Below are 17,712 nucleotides of genomic sequence, written 5' to 3' on the forward strand. Positions count from 1 at the left end.
ATTAACTAAGCATTTTGAGGGAGTACAATTACCTTCTGGTTATGAATACAAAAGATTGAAACTGGTTACTAACTAAAGCTGCTAGAAGATTACATTTTAGAAAGCAAAAAAGTGAGGTTCTAACCTGCTTAATCCAGATTTACAAATTTATCTTTCGGATATTTCACTTCATAACTGATGCTTCTTTTCTCTAAGCTACTGGCTGGCAAGTCTACTTTCCATGTGACCACACCATTTTTATCATCATAACTTGCGTTGTCGTAAGCTAAATTTTCAACCTTGATGTCTCTGTTTTGTGAAATGGGTATTCTATCCAAAAGTGTGATTTCGACATTGGAACTTTTATTATTACGGAGAGTGATTTCATAGTTCCTTTTGACAATCCGGGTATTTCCAAAAAAAGACCGGTCTTTCAAGTCATTTACTTGCTTACGTTCAACAACAAGAGTAGGGTCTATCCCCAAGGACAAAACCAGTTCTTCCTCGGTTAATTGTGGATTGATAAATGAATTTCCAGCAAAACTTCCTGCAAAATAAACTTTTGCTTCTCCGGGCAACAGGTCAAAGCTTTCCCATCCTTTTAATTTTGCTGTTAAATACACATTTTGAACTAGTAAAGGTGCTGTGTAATATTCATATTCTGAAGGCACATTAAAGGTGTTGATTTCAATTGTTGTTACTTCAGAAGGCGAAGTGGGAATGCTGTATTTTCTTGAAATTTTAAACAATACATTGGTCACATTTTCTTCCCTGATCATAACGGGAATATCCTGGCTAACATCATCTTTTTCTAAGATAGCAACACCGCTTGCCTTACCATTCAATGCCCTCTCGACTGAATATCCAGTAACCACGACTTGATTTAAATCGTTAGCATCTGCAAACAATGACAGGTTCATTTGGCTAGCATAAACCGGCAAGGTTTCTGTTTCAAAGCCAATATAAGAATATACAAGTTCCTGTCCTCCTGTTACATCTATGGTATATCTGCCATCAAAATCTGTTTGAGTTCCCTGACCAGACCCCTTTAATATGACATTAACGCCGGGTAATGGAAGTCCGGTTTCATCAACGATAATCCCTGAAACCGATTGCACAGTTGGGTTATATGTGTAGTTGGCTTTGTTACGACTTCTACTTTGAGAGGTATATGTTTGTGGGTTTACAAAGTTTAAATAATGTGGGTTGACTTCCGGTTTTACAGTGTTTAAAGTTGGGTTCCCGGTTGATAGTGTAATATTTACATTGTCCCAGTTTTCACCGGTATCTTGATAAACATTGGCTTTGTAATGAAGAGCAACGGGACTTTCAGTGTTTATCGCCTTAATATCGTAGAGTGGAATCCATCCGGCTTTACTTACATTGTATTTTAATATAAGTGTCAGTGAAACAGTTGATGGTGATTCCAAATCAAGAAGAATCTCTCCTCTTTGTTCAGTGTTGTTACTTCTCAGTTTGTTCAGTTCCTGATTGATATCGCTTATGCTATTGTTGAGCTTTTCAATGCTTTTGTTCAGATCATACATTTCTGTTTTCAACTCTGCTATACGGTCACGGTAATATTTTGAGTATGATGATAGTCTCTCAACAGTAACATTTTGCTGTTCTGTGTTGATTTTTTTATTAGCATTCAGAAGTACTTCTTCATCCTCCAGACCTTTAATCTTGTTTCTTAAAACTGCTACTTCGCGGTTTAATTCATTTCGTTGATTCTGAAAGTCGATTATTTTTTCAGATGCTGTTTTTTTTTCAATAAAATTGGTGTAAAAATTTATGGAACCAATAGTAACATTCTGCAGGCCATTAACCTGAATACTGTTTGGGTCAATATTTGGAGACAGCTCTTTTATCAACACTTTGGAACTTCCTGCCTGCAAATTCACTTTTACTTCACTGGTAATTTGAGCTCCCTGTAAAAATACTGTAACTTCTTTTATTACAGATTTTGGTTGAATTTCATTTGCACTGAGTATACAAGGGAACATTAATAAAAGAATCCAGTTTTTCATCAAAGAAGGTTTAAATTTTCTTAAAGATAAAAAAAGCGATTTCATTTAAGAAACCGCTTTTAATTTTTTGATTGCAGAACTGTTTAGTTTTAGTTCTGCATATTCTTTTGTGACTTCAAGACTTGACTCATCAGAGCCCGGTAATTCATACATAGCATCTGTGAGTACTGATTCACATAAGGAACGCAACCCACGAGCACCCAGTTTATATTCAATGGCTTTTTCGACAATAAAATCGAGGGCCTCGTCTTCTATTTTAAATTCAATATTATCCATTTCAAATAGTTTTTCATACTGTTTGATAATGGCATTTTTAGGCTCTGTTAAAATAGCCCGTAAAGTTTCTTTATCCAATGGGTTCATATGGGTCAAAACGGGAAGTCGACCAATGATTTCCGGTATTAAACCAAAATCTTTTAAATCTTTTGGAATAATATATTGAAGGAGGTTTTCCCTTTCAATACTATCCTCTGATTTTGAAGCGCTAAATCCAACTGCCTGAAGATTGAGGCGTTGTTTGATTTTCTTTTCAATGCCGTCAAAGGCACCTCCGGCAATAAAGAGGATGTTTTCGGTGTTGACTTCAATAAACTTTTGATCGGGATGTTTTCTACCTCCTTTGGGTGGCACATTAACTGAGGTTCCCTCGAGAAGTTTCAATAAAGCTTGCTGTACTCCTTCACCCGAAACATCTCTGGTGATGGAGGGGTTATCACTTTTTCGAGCAATCTTGTCTATTTCATCGATAAACACAATTCCGTTTTGCACTTTCTCCAGGTCATAGTCGGCTGCTTGTAGTAATCGTGTTAAAATACTTTCAACATCTTCTCCTACATAACCGGCTTCAGTGAGCACTGTTGCATCCACAATGGCCAAGGGCACATTGAGCATTTTGGCTATTGTTTTTGCGATGAGGGTTTTACCGGTTCCCGTTTGACCAACGATTATGATGTTACTTTTTTGTATTTCAATATCATCATCTGAAGCGGGTTGCAACAATCTTTTGTAGTGATTGTAAACTGCCACTGACATCACTTTTTTGGTATGTTCCTGCCCGATAATGTATTCGTTTAAAAAATCATTGATGGCTTTTGGTTTTTTCAACATCATCTCACCAGACAATTGTGTTTTGGAAGAATGTGTTGCTTCTTCCATCACAATACCGTGAGCCTGCTCTATACATCGATCACAAATGTGTGCATCAAGACCTGCAATCAAAAGATTGGTTTCGGCTTTTTTACGTCCACAAAAGGAACATTCTAGGTTTTCTTTTGCCATAACTTTGGTTTCAGATTCAAGGTTTTGCTTCGCACAGTTCGCTGCGCTCGTGTCAGGTTCCAAGTCATAACAACATTGAACCCTGAACATTTAACTTTGAATTATTTCTTCTCTCTTGTTAAAATTTCATCAATCATTCCGTACTCAAGAGCTTTTTCTGCTTTCATCCAGTAATCACGGTCACTATCTTCATAGACTTTATCATAAGTCTGCTCAGAATGTTTTGCAATAATGCGGTACAGCTCTTCTTTTAAAGTCATAATTTCTCTTGCCGTAATTTCAATATCACTTGCCTGGCCTTGTGCTCCTCCCATAGGCTGATGAATCATTACTCTGGAGTGAGGTAGTGCACTGCGTTTTCCTTTTTGACCCGCACACAACAAAACTGCTCCCATTGAAGCTGCCATACCTGTACAGATTGTAGCTACATCGGGTTTGATGAATTGCATTGTGTCATAGATTCCTAGGCCGGCATACACACTCCCTCCCGGTGAATTGATATAAATTTGAATATCTTTTGAGGCATCAGTACTTTCCAAAAAAAGCAATTGTGCCTGAATAATATTGGCTACCTGGTCATTGACCTGAGTTCCCAAAAAGATGATTCTATCCATCATTAAGCGTGAAAACACATCCATTTGGGCAACATTTAACTGACGTTCCTCAATGATATAAGGGGTCATGCTGCTGATAATCTGATTGTAATAAGTACTGCTCACCCCATGATGTTTGGTAGCATATTTTTCAAATTCTTTACTGTAATCCATATATTTTACTGTACTGTTTAAGTTAAAAAAAGGCGTTAAATGTCTTCATTCAACGCCTAAATATAACTAATTTATCGTTGATTTATTGGTATGCTTCTTTCACAAATTTGTCATAAGACACTTCTTTGGTCTTCAATTTGGCATTTTCCTTAAAGAATTTCAACATTTTTTGCTGGTTGAGTTGTTCAGCCAGGCGCTTTGCTTCATCCTGATTGGAAAGAATTCTTGCTGCAATGTTTTCAAGCTCCTCCTCTGCGGGGTTCATTTGTCCATATTGCATCATTTGTGAGGTCACCATTGCTTTTGTATAATCTTTAAGCTCCTCAAAATTGGCATGCAGCTTATTATCTGACATCAACTTACCTTCAATTAACTGGTAACGCAGTCCTTTTTCTGAACGCTCATACTCTGCTTTTGCTTCTTCTTCGGTCAATTCTTTCTCGCCGCTTTTTTGTATCCAGCGTGTTAAAAATTCAGCCGGAAGGTCAAATTTGGTATTTTCAATCAAGCTTTCTACTGCATTGTTCAGCAACACTTGTTCTGACTGTTGTTCAAACTGACGTTCTGCATCTTCTTTAATTTTCTGTCTTACTTCCTCTTCTGACTTCACGACGTCTTTTCCGAAAAGCTTATCAAACAGCTCCTGATTTAGTTCAGCTTCTTCTCGTGTATTGATTTCCTCAATGGTTAAGGTTACTTCAACATCAAGTCCGTGCGCATCGTCATGTGAAACTTCTAAAAAGGTTTGGTTGTCATGGTCATCTTCAAAAAGGCCTTTGGTCTTAAGGGTGACCGTATCACCTACTTTAGCTCCAAGAAGTTGGTCTTTTTGTTTTTTTCCTTTGATTTTGTCTAAAGGAAACGTTGTTTTATTGTCTATTTCTTTTTCCTCGTTTTTAAAAGTTCCGGTAATTTCGTCTCCCTTTTCAACTTCAGTTTTGGAAATAAGCTTTCCATATTGCTTTCTGATGGTCTTGATCTGGTTGTCTAAAAACTCTTTATCTGCAACAATTTTATAGTTTGTAACCGCCTTTTTTTGAAGGTCGATTTCAAATTGTGGAGCGAGTCCCAATTCAAACTCAAAGTCAAAATTGTCTGTATCCCAATCGATGTCCATTTCATTTTTTGGAAGTGGGTTGCCCAGTACATCCAATTTTTCTTCGGTAAGGTATTTATGGAGTGACTCCTGAATCAACTTATTAACCTCATCAAGCAATACAGCTTTTCCATATTGTTTTTTGATCATTCCCATAGGCACATGTCCTTTTCTAAAGCCGGGGATATTGGCGTTCTTTCTGTAATCTGTAAGAATTTTTTCAACGCGAGGTGCATAGTCATCTTTTGTAATCTCTACTTTTAAGATGGCATTTAGACTGTCAATGTCTTGTTTTGTGATGTTCATGAAAATTATATTTAAATAAGTAACCCGTTTTGAATCAAAAAAGCATTTTACTTCTCTCAATTCAAAACGGGTGCAAAAGTACGATAATTTATCATTATCGCAAAAGGTTTAACTGGTTGGTTATAAGTAATTTTATTACTTTTCAGTTAAGGAATACAAAATGGATTGTGAAATAGTTAATAGCAAGCTAAATAACAGTGCCCACCAAAAACCATCAACACTAAAACCGGGAATCAGGTAGTCTACCAACAGGATGATCACAGCATTGATCACCAATAGAAAGAGGCCAAAAGTAATCAGTGTAGCCGGTAAGGTTAAAAAAACCAAAATGGGTTTTACCAACACATTAAGCAATGCCAATACTGCTGCTACTATAATCGAAGTTGTAAAGGCATCGACCCCTACACCGGGTAGTATTTCGGCAAGTACTAAAACCACAATAGCCGTTAACAATAACTGAATGATTAGTTTCATGATTAATATAATTTAGTACATCTTATTTTTAAAGGTAATAAAATTATATTGTATAAAATAAAAAGTAGGTTAAAAACTTAAAATGACCAACTATTTAAAAAATATCAAAATGTTTACTCAATATTTGTTTCTCTGATGCAACGAACGGATAATCCTGAATACTTTCTAAAAGTCCCATTTGCAAAAAACTCTCCTCCAGCGCTAACCCAAACATTTGAACCAAATTCAGAGTCAAATTCATTAGAACTCCACCATTTAGCATAAGCACCTGGAGGTATAACAAATTTATACCATAATGGTGCTGGTAAAGCCGTAAAACCACTTTCATTTGTCGCCCCTGAATTTGGTTGATTCCACAACCCATCTCCAGCTTCAATAGTTCCTGTAGATTTTAATTTACCCCCTGCAACTGTTTCTCCTCCCAGGAAATCACTAAGCTCAATCCAGTCTTCCATGGTTGGGATACTCCATCCTTCGGGAGCTAAACCTCTGGGATCATTCACGGCATACCAATTATATAACTTGCCATACCCCAAACCGTCAAAACCATCATAGGTAACTAAAGTCCAGGCTCCAGTAGTTAACTCAGACCAATTTTGACCTTCTTGTAAACGTGGAATAGTATCCCCGTTACGGTAAGTTTCGACGTCAAGATTTTCAAGCATCCACTCTTGATTACCTATAAAGACAGATTCATATTCAATTGCTTCCGGGAATTGCTCATCATTTTCATTAGAACAGGCAAGAAAAAAAACAAAAGAAATAAACACAAAAAACATGTAAGATAAAGAACGATTTTTCATAATAAGGTTATTTTTAGAGTTAACTTATTTAACCTAATTTTAACAAAAACCGTACCGTTTCTTTATAAAACGCTTCTGGTTTTTCTGCATGCAGCCAGTGTCCGGCTTTTGAAATGGTCTCAATTGATGCTTTTGGGAAATGTTTTTGAATCAATATTTCATCCATCGGTTCAATATAGCCGGATTCCTCCCCTTTAAGAAAAAGAGTTTCTCCATCATAAATGGCCTCTTCAGGCAACCCCTTTCCTACTTCTTCAATATTCTTAATCAGTACAGGCAGGTTCATACGCAATCCATAGGTTTCTTTTGATTTACGGAAGAGGTTTTTCAACAAGAACTGCCGGATAGGTTTAATGGCTATATAATTTTTCAATTGGGCATCGGCATCACTTCTGGAGTCAATTTTAGAAAAATCAAGTGATGACAATCCTTTTAATATATCGTGATGATGTTGGGGGTAAAATTTAGGTGCAATATCAGCTACAATTAATTTTGAAACATAATCGGGATATTGAGTAGCAAATAACATGGCTGTTTTGCCCCCCATGGAGTGACCCAATAATACTACTTTTTTTAAACCTTTTTGATCGCAGTAGTTTTTAAGGTCTTCTGCCATGACTTCATAGCTAAATTCTTCTGAGTGAAAACTTCTCCCGTGATTGCGCTGGTCTATGAGGTGGACTTCAAAGTCGTTTTCTGCAAAGCGACTTCCCAGGGTTTTCCAGTTATCTCCCATTCCCAGGAACCCGTGGAGGATTAAGAACGGGGTGCCGGAGCCTTCTATGTTTGAGTAGAGTATCATAAATTTTATTTTAATTTCTGCAAATACATTCCCACCACATTTTCCAAACCTAAATAAAGTGATTCTGAAATCAACGCATGACCAATGGAAACTTCCAGTAAGCCGGGAATGTTTTGTTTGAAAAAAGCGATGTTGTCCAAAGACAAGTCGTGACCGGCATTGATGCCCAAACCCAGTGCATTTGCCAAAACCGCACATTCGGTATAAGGTTTAATACCGTCTTTGTTGCCCAATTCATATTGGCGTGCAAAGTCTTCGGTGTAAAGTTCTATTCTATCTGTGCCTGTGGCTTTAGCGCCCTCAATCATTTTTAAATCGGGGTCCACAAATATTGAAGTACGAATCTCATTCCGCTTTAGCTCAGCAATTATATCTATTAAATACTCTTTGTGTTTTAGGGTATCCCAGCCTGCGTTTGAGGTCAACACATCATCACCATCCGGCACCAAGGTGACCTGAGTGGGTTTTATTTCCAGCACCATATCCAGAAACGGCCGGAACGGATTGCCTTCAATATTGTATTCAGTATATACAACGGGTTTTAAATCATAGGCATCCTGACGGCGTATGTGGCGTTCATCAGGTCTTGGGTGGATGGTGATACCCTGTGCTCCAAATTCCTGAATATCCTTTGCTGTTTTGAGCAAATCGGGCACATTCCCTCCCCGTGCATTTCGCAACGTTGCAATTTTGTTAATATTTACACTTAGCTTGGTCATAAATTGTACTTTTGAGTTACAAAAATACAAAGATGGATAACGACCGTCTGTACTATTTTAATTAATTTGCAAAAAATAATTTTGTCTTGGACACGCAGCTTTACATCATACGCGATATTGACCCTTTTGACATTAACACTCCTTTGGAAGCCGTCAAAGAGGTTTTTAACCAGTTGACCTATTCCCATATACCAGTGATGAAAAATCAGGTCTTTACCGGTTGTGTTTCTGAAACCGATGCACATTGTTTTGATTCCAACAAAACCCTTGCAGATTATTCCTATGCTTTGGAACCATTTTTTGTAAGGGAACACACAAATTGGTTAGATATTATTGAAGCTTTCGCTAATAATTCAAGTAATATTATGCCTGTGCTCGATGCCCACAACACTTATTTAGGCTACTTTGAGTTGGCAGATATTATGAGCCTTTTTAACAACACCCCTTTCCTGAACGAAAATGGCGGTATACTTGAAATTCAAAAAGGTTCAAGAGATTATTCTTTTAGTGAAATATGCCAAATTATCGAGTCAAACAATGCAAAAATATTAGGGATGTTTATTTCTAAAATCGAAGGAGAAAAAACACAAACCACTATCAAAATTGGTCATACCGGAATGAATGCTATTGTTCAAACTTTCAGGCGGTATGGGTATGAAATTATCTCGAGCCACGATGAAGACAAATGGGCTGATAATTTAAAAGAACGGTCAGAATATCTTGATAAATATCTTAATATTTAGTGATCAGTGGCAGTTTTCTGGTTAGCTGGTTTAACAAGACAACATTCAAAAACACTTTTTAAACTAAAATTCAATATAATACCAAACAACTTGCAATGAAACCTCTAAAAGTTGGAATTTACGGACAATTTTACCACGAAAACTCAAGTGTGTATATTAAATTACTTTTGGATGTTTTAAGTAAAAGTAATGTATCAATTTTTATTGAAGATAATTTTTACAATCTTATAAGTGAAAACAAGGAGATTGACACCCAAGACTTACAGTTTCCAACCTTTAAGGAATTGGATTCCAGCTTTGATTTGTTTTTCAGCATTGGTGGTGACGGCACCATTTTAAAGTCAATCACCTATATTAAGGACTTAAACATTCCCTTTGCTGGTATCAATACGGGTCGCTTGGGCTTTTTGGCTAGTATTCAAAAAGAGGAAATCACCAGTTGTGTCGAGAAAATAATGAATGGCGATTATACCCTTTCAGAAAGGACACTTTTGAGCATAGATGTCTCTCCGGACCATAACGATATTAAAACGCTGAATTTTGCTTTAAACGAGATAAGTGTCATCAGAAAAAACACCACTTCGATGATTAAAATTGAAACCTATCTCAATGATGAGTATCTCACTTCATATTGGTCTGACGGGCTTATCGTTTCAACACCCACGGGATCAACCGGATACTCCTTAAGCTGTGGCGGACCCGTACTGGAACCCAGCTCCACAAGTTTCATTTTAACACCCATTGCCCCACACAACCTCAATGCAAGACCCATTGTCATTCCAGATTCAACCGAGATAAGATTGAAAGTCACCGGAAGGGAAGACAACTACCTTGTTTCTTTAGATGCACGCATTGCTACACTTTCAAATGAAACCGAGATTACCATAAAAAAATCCCCATTTACTTTAAAAATGATACAACTTCACGAGGACAGTTTTATCAAAACGCTTCGAAAAAAGTTATTATGGGGAGAAGACAAACGCAATTAGGCAATAAAATCATACAAAGTTTGTTAATCAAATGAGAGTATTAGGCCAAGCTTATTGCAGGCCAAACTTTATTATTATATTTGCAAACTTTTTAGGTTTTATGAAGCATTTTGCAACCGCGTTATTAGTATTCTTAGCATTTCATACATCCCATTCTCAGACCTATGAAATAGGTGGTTTGCTGGGAGGGTCAAATTATATAGGAGATGTGGGTCCCACTACATACATCAACCCTAACAACTTGGCAGTGGGAGGTATGTTTCGTTGGAACCGTTCACCACGCCACTCCTTTCGCTTTACAGCAATGATTGCCGGCTTAGAATCTGATGATGCCGATTCAAAGGAAACGCGCAGACAACAACGGGGTTTTTCCTTCAATAACAGTGTTAAAGAACTTTCTCTGGGTATAGAGTATACCTTTTGGGAATTTAACACCCACAGTGTTAAGCCACAAAATTCTCCATATTTGTACACAGGAATTACCTATTTTAATTATGAAAGCTTATTTTTGGAGCGCAATAATGAACTAAAAAAATATGGTAATGCATGGTCGTTTGCTATCCCTATGGTAGTGGGATACAAACTAACCGTTGGAAGATACATGGTTTTGGGAGCTGAAATTGGAGCGCGTTATACATTTACAGACAATCTGGATGGAAGCAACCCCACAGGTATTAAAGAAGGAGATCCCAACCTAAAGTTTGGAAATATAAACAGTAACGACTGGTATGTATTTACAGGAATCAACCTAACGGTTATGTTTGGCAAAAAACCCTGTTTTTGTACATTTTAATCTATGAGTTTGATTGATAATATAGATAAGAGCAAACTTCCCAACCATGTGGCTGTAATTATGGATGGCAACGGACGCTGGGCACAACTCAAAGGCTTGTTTCGCACAGCAGGCCACGAAAAAGGAGCCAATGCAGTAAAGGAGGTTGTTGAGGGCTGTGGTAAACTTGGTGTCAAATACCTGACTCTTTACGCTTTTTCAACCGAAAATTGGAACCGGCCAAAGATGGAAGTAAAAACGCTAATGAACTTATTGGTTTCTTCATTAAAAAAAGAAATTAAAACTCTGGAGGAAAACAAGATCAGATTAAATGCCATTGGCAATATAGATTCGTTACCAAATAAAGCCAGTAAAGAGCTTAAAGAGGTAATGGAAAGGACTAAAAGTAATGAAAAAATGATTTTGACACTGGCTTTGAGTTATGGTTCCAGAGAAGAAATTACCCATATGGTGAAAGATATTTGTTCTAAAGTTAAAAATAATATAATTTCCCCGGAAAATATTGACGAATCGGTTATAAATGAGCATCTTTACACGCAAAATTTGCCCGATGTTGACTTGCTTATCAGAACCAGTGGTGAACAACGAATCAGCAATTTTTTGTTGTGGCAAATAGCCTATGCTGAGCTCTTTTTTACAGAAGTATTGTGGCCCGATTTTAACAAAGAACACCTTTTTGAAGCAATTTTAAATTATCAAAACAGAGAAAGAAGATTTGGAAAAACAAGTGATCAACTTAACTAATTTGATTTCATCACCCATGAGATTAAAATCCCTTTTTATTTTATATATATTAATATTTATCCCCCTGTTTGTTTTTTCACAACAAAACCAATTAGACAGTGGTAAGAAATACACCATTGGTGAGATTACAGTTTCAGGAGCACAAAGTTTTAACGAGCTTACCGTGATTACCTTTTCTGGTCTAAAAAAAGGTGAAGAAATATATATCCCCGGTCAGCGTATAAGCAATGTCATAAAAAAACTATGGGATGAAAACCTCTTTAGTGATGTCAATATTTATGTTACAGACATACAAGACAACATAGTTGACCTTGAAATTAACATTACTGAACTCCCCACACTTAACGAAACCACTATTACCGGAATCAGAAAAGGAAAAGCCAAAGAACTTCTAAAGGAACTCGACCTGACAAAAGGAAAAAAGGTTACAAAAAACCTACTTACAACCACTGAAAACTTCATCAAAAACAAATACAAGGACGATGGTTTTTTCTTTGCAAATGTCATGATGAATACCAATACCGTAGTTGATTCTACCGGTGAAGAAATTGGTCAAAATTTAAATATCAATATTGACCGCGGTAAAAAAGTGAAAGTGAAAAAAATTCATATTGCCGGCAACAATGAGCTCACAAATGCCAAAGTGAGAAGGTCGATGAAAAACACCAAGCAAAAGAATCCAATTCGCATTTTTAAACGTTCTAAATATATTAAGTCAGCTTATGAGGAGGATAAAGCTTCCTTAGTAAGTAACTATAAAGAAAAGGGGTATCGCGATGCTCGAATTGTTTCAGACTCACTGGCCATTGTAGATGAAAAAAACATCGAGCTATTCATCAATCTTGAAGAAGGAAGAAAGCATTATTTTGGAGACATTCGCTTTATTGGAAACAGTATTTATACAGATCAAGAATTAAAAAACTTTTTGGGGATTCAAAAGGGAGACACATACAATGGTGTTTTACTTCAAGAGCGCATTGCTGACGACACAGATCCCGATGCAGATGATTTAACCAATGCATACCAAAACAACGGGTATTTATTTTCAAGAATTAATCCTGTTGAAGTCAATATTCAAAATGATACCATTGATTTTGAAATCAGAATCTATGAAGGGAGACTTGCTTATTTCAACAACGTTACTGTCGTTGGAAACGATAAAACAAACGACCATGTTATTTACCGCGAATTGCGTGTAAGACCTGGTCAAAAATACAGTAAACGCAATGTAGTAAGAACCATAAGGGAATTAGGCCAGCTCGGCTTTTTTGACCCAGAAACGATTGCCCCCGAATTTAAAAATGTAGACCCCAATACTGGAACTCTAGACATGGAGTTTAGAGTTGAAGAAAGTGGTGCCAGCCAGATTGAACTTCAGGGTGGTTATGGCGGTGGTGGCTTTGTGGGAACCCTGGGTCTTTCATTTAATAATTTCTCACTCCGCAATATTTTCAACGGTGATGCTTACAGACCGTTACCAATGGGCGATGGGCAAAAACTTTCTTTAAGAGCGCAAGCCAGTAGTTTTTATCAAACTTACAGCCTTTCGCTGGTTGAACCGTGGTTGGGCGGAAAAAAGCCTGTTCAGTTTAGTCTCTCATTCTCTCACACAATACAGTATTTTTATGACTTTAGAGAACGTGAAGCAGACCGTGACCGCCGTTTTCTTATCACAGGGGGATCGATTGGCTTGGCAAAAAGATTGCGTTGGCCAGATGACCACTTTGTTTTGTCACACGCAATCAGTTTTCAACATTACAACCTAAAAAACTATAACACCGGTCTCTTTACTTTTGGAAACGGGTTTTCAAACAATCTGGCATATACTATCGGAGTTAGCAGAAACAACACCTTTACCAATCCGGTTTTTCCATTGGGAGGATCTGAATTTAATGTTACAGCAAAATTAACTCCACCTTATTCTTTGTTTAATAATGTAAAATATAGTACTTTAGATTCCGATCCTGAGTTTCAGAATCCTGATGGATCACCCAATCAAGGTTTAATAGATCAAAAAAGGTTTAACTGGCTTGAATATTACAAAATCAAATTTAAAGGAACTTGGTACACCAATATTATAGACAAATTAGTACTCAGACCACAAGTGGAATTTGGTTTTCTTGGAGCCTACAACTTAGACAGGGGTGTACCGCCGTTTGAGCGATTTTTTATGGGAGGTGATGGCCTAGGGGCTTTCAGCCTTGACGGAAGAGAAATAATTTCGTTGAGGGGTTATCCAAACCAGTCATTATCAGACCAAGACGGGAATACTATTTTTAATAAATTTTCGTTAGAGTTGCGTTATCCCATCACTTTGAAACAAATGGCATCCATTTATGCCCTTACATTTATTGAAGGTGGTGCAACCTATGACGGGTTTAAAAATTACAATCCATTTCAGTTAAAACGTTCAGCTGGAGCCGGAATTCGTATATTTATGCCGGCGTTTGGGCTATTAGGAATTGATTTCGGTTATGGATTTGACCCTATTCCGGGAACATTCCAAGCCAACGGATGGGAAACACATTTTATTATAGGGCAACAATTTTAATTTTGGCACGATATTTTCTTAAACAACCAATAATTATGAAATACAAATTAATTTTTCTCAGCTTAACATTGCTTTTTACTTCTTTTCTGGTAGAAGCACAATCACAAAGAGGTGTGAGAATCGGTTACATCGATATGGAGTACATCCTTGAAAATGTACCGGAGTACCAAGAAGCTTCAATTCAACTTGAAGGCAGGGTGCAAAAATGGAAAAAAGACATTGAGACAATGCAACGGGAAATTGATCAAATGAAACTCAATTTAAGCAACGAACGCGTATTGTTAACCAATGAATTGATTGAAGAAAGAGAAGAAGACATAAAAATTGAAGAAGACCGGCTTTTTGAATATCAACAAGATCGATTTGGTCCCAATGGTGATTTAGTTATCCAGAAAAGACAATTAGTACAGCCCATTCAAGATCAGGTTTTTACTGCAGTACAAGAAATAGCAGGCAACCGACAATATGATTTTATTTTTGACAAATCAGCAGATGTTGTAATGCTTTACGCTGCAGAACGTAACGACATCAGTGATCAAGTGATTAGAATCATCAACAGGGCAGCAAAACGAACCCAAGCTGAAAATCGTCAGGACAAAAGGGAGATTGAGAGCAGAGATGCCATGTCTGATGAACAAGACAAAGCACTTACAGAACGCGAACAAGCCATAGAAGACAGAAAGTCTCAAAGGGAAGCTTTATTAGAAGAAAGAAGACGGGTAAGAGATTCTATCAGAGCAGCAAGACAAGCTGAGTTTGAGGCTAGACGTCAACGTATTCTCGATGAAAGAAACCAAGGCGACGGAGACTCAAATGAGGATGGAGACAAAAACACCTCTGACCCAGAAACAGAAGTGGATGGAAAAAGCAACACAACAGCTTCAAACAATGATACACCCAGCAGAGAAGAAATTCAAGCTGAAAGAAAACGAGTTCAGGATTCTATTCGAGCAGCCAGAGTTGCTGAGCAAGAAGCGAGAAGGTTGCAAATCCTGGAAGAAAGAGAACGAAGAAGAGACTCTATTTTAAATGCAAGAAACAACAATAATACACCTCCTCAACAATCCGAAGACGACGACGACGGCGGAGGCAGCCTTTAATTATAATAATCAATTTAACAAACACTTAATTACATCACAATGAAAAACATGAAATCAATCTTAGTAGCCCTCGTTATAATGGTAAGTGCTACAAGTTTTGTAAATGCACAAAAAATGGCTCATATCGACACCCAAGCTTTGATAGAAGCCATGCCTGAAACACGTTCGGCACAAAATGAATTGGAACGTATCAAAAAAACCTATGAAGCAGAATTAGTTTCTATGGGAAAAGAACTAGAAGCAAAATTAGCCAGATATGAGGCTGAAGCTGAAACAAAAACGGAAGAAGAAAACAGAAAACGTTTAGAAGAAGTTCAGTCAGCACAACAAAAAATTGGCGAGTACCGTCAAAATGCAAGTATGGACTTACAGAAAAAGGAAGGCGACTTATTCAGTCCACTTTTTGACAAAGCCAAGAAAGCAATCGAAAAAGTTGCAGCTGACAAAGGTATTCAATATGTAATGGATGCAACTCCCGGAAGCGGTTTAATCGTTGCTGAAGGTGAAGACTTATTAGCTGCTGTTAAAAAGGAGTTAGGTATTTAATACTTGCTCAAAATAAAATTATAAAAACTGCCCTCATTTGACGGGCAGTTTTTTATTTTTATACAATGAACAACAATCCCATTGGAATTTTTGACTCAGGTGTTGGAGGCACTTCAATATGGAAGGAAATTCACGCATTATTACCCCACGAAAGCACTATTTATCTCGCAGACAGTAAAAACGCCCCCTATGGTCATAAAACACAGGATGAAATCATTGCACTGAGTATAAAAAACACTGATAAATTACTTTCAATGGGTTCAAAAATTATTGTAGTAGCCTGTAATACTGCAACGACCAATGCCATTGAAACACTTCGAAAAAACTATACAGTCCCTTTCATAGGAATTGAGCCTGCCATTAAGCCGGCTGCATTAAAAACAAAAACGAAGAGAGTTGGTATCCTGGCAACTAAAGGAACTCTCCAAAGTTCTTTATTTAGTAAAACATCAGAATTATTTGCTCAAAATATTCAAATTTTTGAAGTTGTGGGCGAAGGTTTGGTTCCTTTAATAGAAGAAAATAAGATTGACACTATTGAAATGGATTTATTACTTGAAAAGTATTTAAGCCCAATGATAACATCAGAAATTGATTATTTGGTATTAGGGTGCAGTCACTATCCCTATTTGATTCCGAAAATTAAAAAAATAATGCCCTCCAACGTTTCTATTATTGATTCAGGTGAAGCTGTCGCCAAACAAACAAAATCACAATTAGAAAAACACAATTTAATAACTTCGGAGGTAATAAAGCCACGTTTAGAATTTTATACAAATAAAAGCACCTCCACTCTTAAGCAACTTCTAAAAGAATACTCCAAGAGTATTAATATTTCTTTCCTGGACTTTTAAATGTTTAGTTTATTGCCGGACAATTACAATCATATGCAGTTCCGCGGTCTAGGAAGTTGAATCCAAGAGTGATTTGATGGTAACCTCCATTAGAAAATTTTACTTCCCCTATTTGTTGAGAATAGGTATATGCAAACATAAATTTATTGAAGTTTATTCCCAAAACTGGAGAAATATACTGAAGTTTTTGACTTGATATACTTGCTCCATTTTGAAATTCAGCTCCATCAAAACTTCTGCGGTAAGAAAGTCCTCCCCAAAGTCGTCCAAACTCCATTTTTCTATAAGCTTTGAAATTTATATCAAATGCAGATTCATTTGTTCTTTCAAAAAATTGAAGTAGGAAAGAAGGCTCAAAAGTCCAGTCAGAATAATAGGCACCTCCAAAGGTGTATGATCCAGCAAATAAATATCTTCGCTGATTGTTAGATTCAAACTCTTCTGAGTACAAGTTTCTATTTTGAAAAATTAAATTCTTTACTGTAAAATGCATAGAAACATCCATTAAGTTATATGAAAGCCCAAGGTCTAAATTAAAATAGGATGAGCTTTGCAAGATTCCAGCAATTACAGGGTCAAAATCGTTCAAATCAAAATTTGTTTCATCCAGTTTAGACTGAACAATACCGGCACTCAAGCCAAAAGAAAGTTGATTCAAATCTACATCACTTCTTGAAAAATTAAGATGATGGGCATACGTAAGATAAGCACCCACCTGTGAATGATAGCCATTCTTATCATTAAAAGCAATGGCGCCCATCCCTGATTTTTCTCCAAGTCTTACATTTGCGGCCAGGGTTTGTAAATTCGGTGCATTATCCTGATCAAACCATTGTTGTCGGGCTGTTAGTCTAATCTGTCCACTATTTGCGGCTCCGGCCATAGAGGGGTGTAGTATATACAGATTGTCTGCAAAATAATCGGAATAAATTGGTATTCCATCTTGAGCATTGGAAAATTGAAAAACCAGAGTTATAAATAAAATGTAGGTACTTTGTTTTAAGTTCATTTGGTAATAAATTAATTTTATCTTTTCAAGGTAAAATGGCCTCTAAATTCTTTGTTTATATCTTCTTCTATGTATTCCACTCTAAACCAGTAGTCGCTCGATGGCATGTCCCGCCCATTGTAAGTGCCG

The 17,712-nt window shown here is 36.9% G+C and carries 18 protein-coding genes; 8 read left to right on the top strand and 10 right to left on the bottom strand.

Translation table 11 applies throughout. The features are described from left to right. Positions 1-128: 128 nt before the first annotated feature. The 8 genes from IEV69_RS13455 to IEV69_RS13490 form a co-directional block, all read right to left on the bottom strand. Positions 129-2,009, bottom strand: a complete 1,881-nt coding sequence (locus tag IEV69_RS13455) for a DUF4139 domain-containing protein (RefSeq protein ID WP_188443303.1) — start codon at positions 2,007-2,009, stop codon at positions 129-131. 45 nt (positions 2,010-2,054) lie between these two features. Further along, the gene (clpX, locus tag IEV69_RS13460) at positions 2,055-3,287 is read right to left on the bottom strand and encodes an ATP-dependent Clp protease ATP-binding subunit ClpX (protein ID WP_188443305.1); all 1,233 of its coding nucleotides are present in this window, start codon (positions 3,285-3,287) and stop codon (positions 2,055-2,057) included. Positions 3,288-3,388: 101 nt separating this feature from the next. Continuing rightward, positions 3,389-4,054 carry an ATP-dependent Clp endopeptidase proteolytic subunit ClpP gene (gene clpP, locus IEV69_RS13465; protein WP_188443307.1) on the bottom strand — a complete coding sequence of 222 codons (666 nt, stop codon included), beginning with the start codon at positions 4,052-4,054 and terminating at the stop codon, positions 3,389-3,391. Between the two features lie 82 nt (positions 4,055-4,136). After that, positions 4,137-5,456, bottom strand: a complete 1,320-nt coding sequence (tig, locus tag IEV69_RS13470; RefSeq protein ID WP_188443309.1) for a trigger factor — start codon at positions 5,454-5,456, stop codon at positions 4,137-4,139. A 135-nt stretch (positions 5,457-5,591) separates the two neighbouring features. Further along, a complete protein-coding gene (locus IEV69_RS13475) occupies positions 5,592-5,930 on the bottom strand; it encodes a phage holin family protein (RefSeq protein ID WP_188443311.1) in 339 nt (112 codons plus the stop codon). 113 nt (positions 5,931-6,043) lie between these two features. Further along, positions 6,044-6,733: a fibrobacter succinogenes major paralogous domain-containing protein gene (locus IEV69_RS13480; RefSeq protein WP_188443313.1), complete on the bottom strand. Its 690-nt coding sequence runs from the start codon at positions 6,731-6,733 to the stop codon at positions 6,044-6,046. 28 nt (positions 6,734-6,761) lie between these two features. Then, a complete protein-coding gene (locus IEV69_RS13485) occupies positions 6,762-7,535 on the bottom strand; it encodes an alpha/beta fold hydrolase (protein WP_188443315.1) in 774 nt (257 codons plus the stop codon). A 5-nt stretch (positions 7,536-7,540) separates the two neighbouring features. Beyond that, a complete protein-coding gene (locus tag IEV69_RS13490; protein WP_188443317.1) occupies positions 7,541-8,254 on the bottom strand; it encodes a pyridoxine 5'-phosphate synthase in 714 nt (237 codons plus the stop codon). Between the two features lie 86 nt (positions 8,255-8,340). On the opposite strand from IEV69_RS13490, the gene IEV69_RS13495 reads away from it, so the two are divergent. The 8 genes from IEV69_RS13495 (at position 8,341) to murI (ending at position 16,574) form a co-directional block, all read left to right on the top strand. Then, positions 8,341-8,997, top strand: a complete 657-nt coding sequence (locus IEV69_RS13495; protein WP_188443319.1) for a CBS domain-containing protein — start codon at positions 8,341-8,343, stop codon at positions 8,995-8,997. A 95-nt stretch (positions 8,998-9,092) separates the two neighbouring features. After that, the gene (locus IEV69_RS13500) at positions 9,093-9,986 is read left to right on the top strand and encodes an NAD kinase (RefSeq protein WP_188443321.1); all 894 of its coding nucleotides are present in this window, start codon (positions 9,093-9,095) and stop codon (positions 9,984-9,986) included. Positions 9,987-10,086: 100 nt separating this feature from the next. Beyond that, positions 10,087-10,779 carry a type IX secretion system protein PorG gene (gene porG / locus IEV69_RS13505; RefSeq protein ID WP_188443323.1) on the top strand — a complete coding sequence of 231 codons (693 nt, stop codon included), beginning with the start codon at positions 10,087-10,089 and terminating at the stop codon, positions 10,777-10,779. Positions 10,780-10,782: 3 nt separating this feature from the next. Then, the gene (gene uppS, locus IEV69_RS13510) at positions 10,783-11,523 is read left to right on the top strand and encodes an undecaprenyl pyrophosphate synthase (protein WP_188443325.1); all 741 of its coding nucleotides are present in this window, start codon (positions 10,783-10,785) and stop codon (positions 11,521-11,523) included. A gap of 16 nt (positions 11,524-11,539) precedes the next feature. Then, the gene (gene bamA, locus IEV69_RS13515) at positions 11,540-14,074 is read left to right on the top strand and encodes an outer membrane protein assembly factor BamA (RefSeq protein WP_188443337.1); all 2,535 of its coding nucleotides are present in this window, start codon (positions 11,540-11,542) and stop codon (positions 14,072-14,074) included. A gap of 35 nt (positions 14,075-14,109) precedes the next feature. Next, the gene (locus tag IEV69_RS13520) at positions 14,110-15,174 is read left to right on the top strand and encodes an OmpH family outer membrane protein (RefSeq protein ID WP_188443327.1); all 1,065 of its coding nucleotides are present in this window, start codon (positions 14,110-14,112) and stop codon (positions 15,172-15,174) included. Positions 15,175-15,222: 48 nt separating this feature from the next. Further along, the gene (locus IEV69_RS13525) at positions 15,223-15,720 is read left to right on the top strand and encodes an OmpH/Skp family outer membrane protein (protein WP_308420139.1); all 498 of its coding nucleotides are present in this window, start codon (positions 15,223-15,225) and stop codon (positions 15,718-15,720) included. A gap of 65 nt (positions 15,721-15,785) precedes the next feature. Beyond that, positions 15,786-16,574, top strand: coding sequence for a glutamate racemase (gene murI, locus IEV69_RS13530; protein ID WP_188443331.1), 789 nt, complete (start codon positions 15,786-15,788; stop codon positions 16,572-16,574). Between the two features lie 4 nt (positions 16,575-16,578). Here the strand turns inward: murI and IEV69_RS13535 are convergent, their stop codons facing one another. Beyond that, on the bottom strand, positions 16,579-17,583 hold the full coding sequence (locus tag IEV69_RS13535) for a PorP/SprF family type IX secretion system membrane protein (RefSeq protein ID WP_188443333.1): 1,005 nt from the start codon (positions 17,581-17,583) through the stop codon (positions 16,579-16,581). A 17-nt stretch (positions 17,584-17,600) separates the two neighbouring features. Further along, a partial coding sequence (locus tag IEV69_RS14020) for a T9SS type B sorting domain-containing protein (RefSeq protein WP_188443335.1) occupies positions 17,601-17,712 on the bottom strand: 112 nt, incomplete at its 5' end.

Source organism: Planktosalinus lacus, assembly GCF_014640155.1.
Classification (GTDB): domain Bacteria; phylum Bacteroidota; class Bacteroidia; order Flavobacteriales; family Flavobacteriaceae; genus Planktosalinus; species Planktosalinus lacus.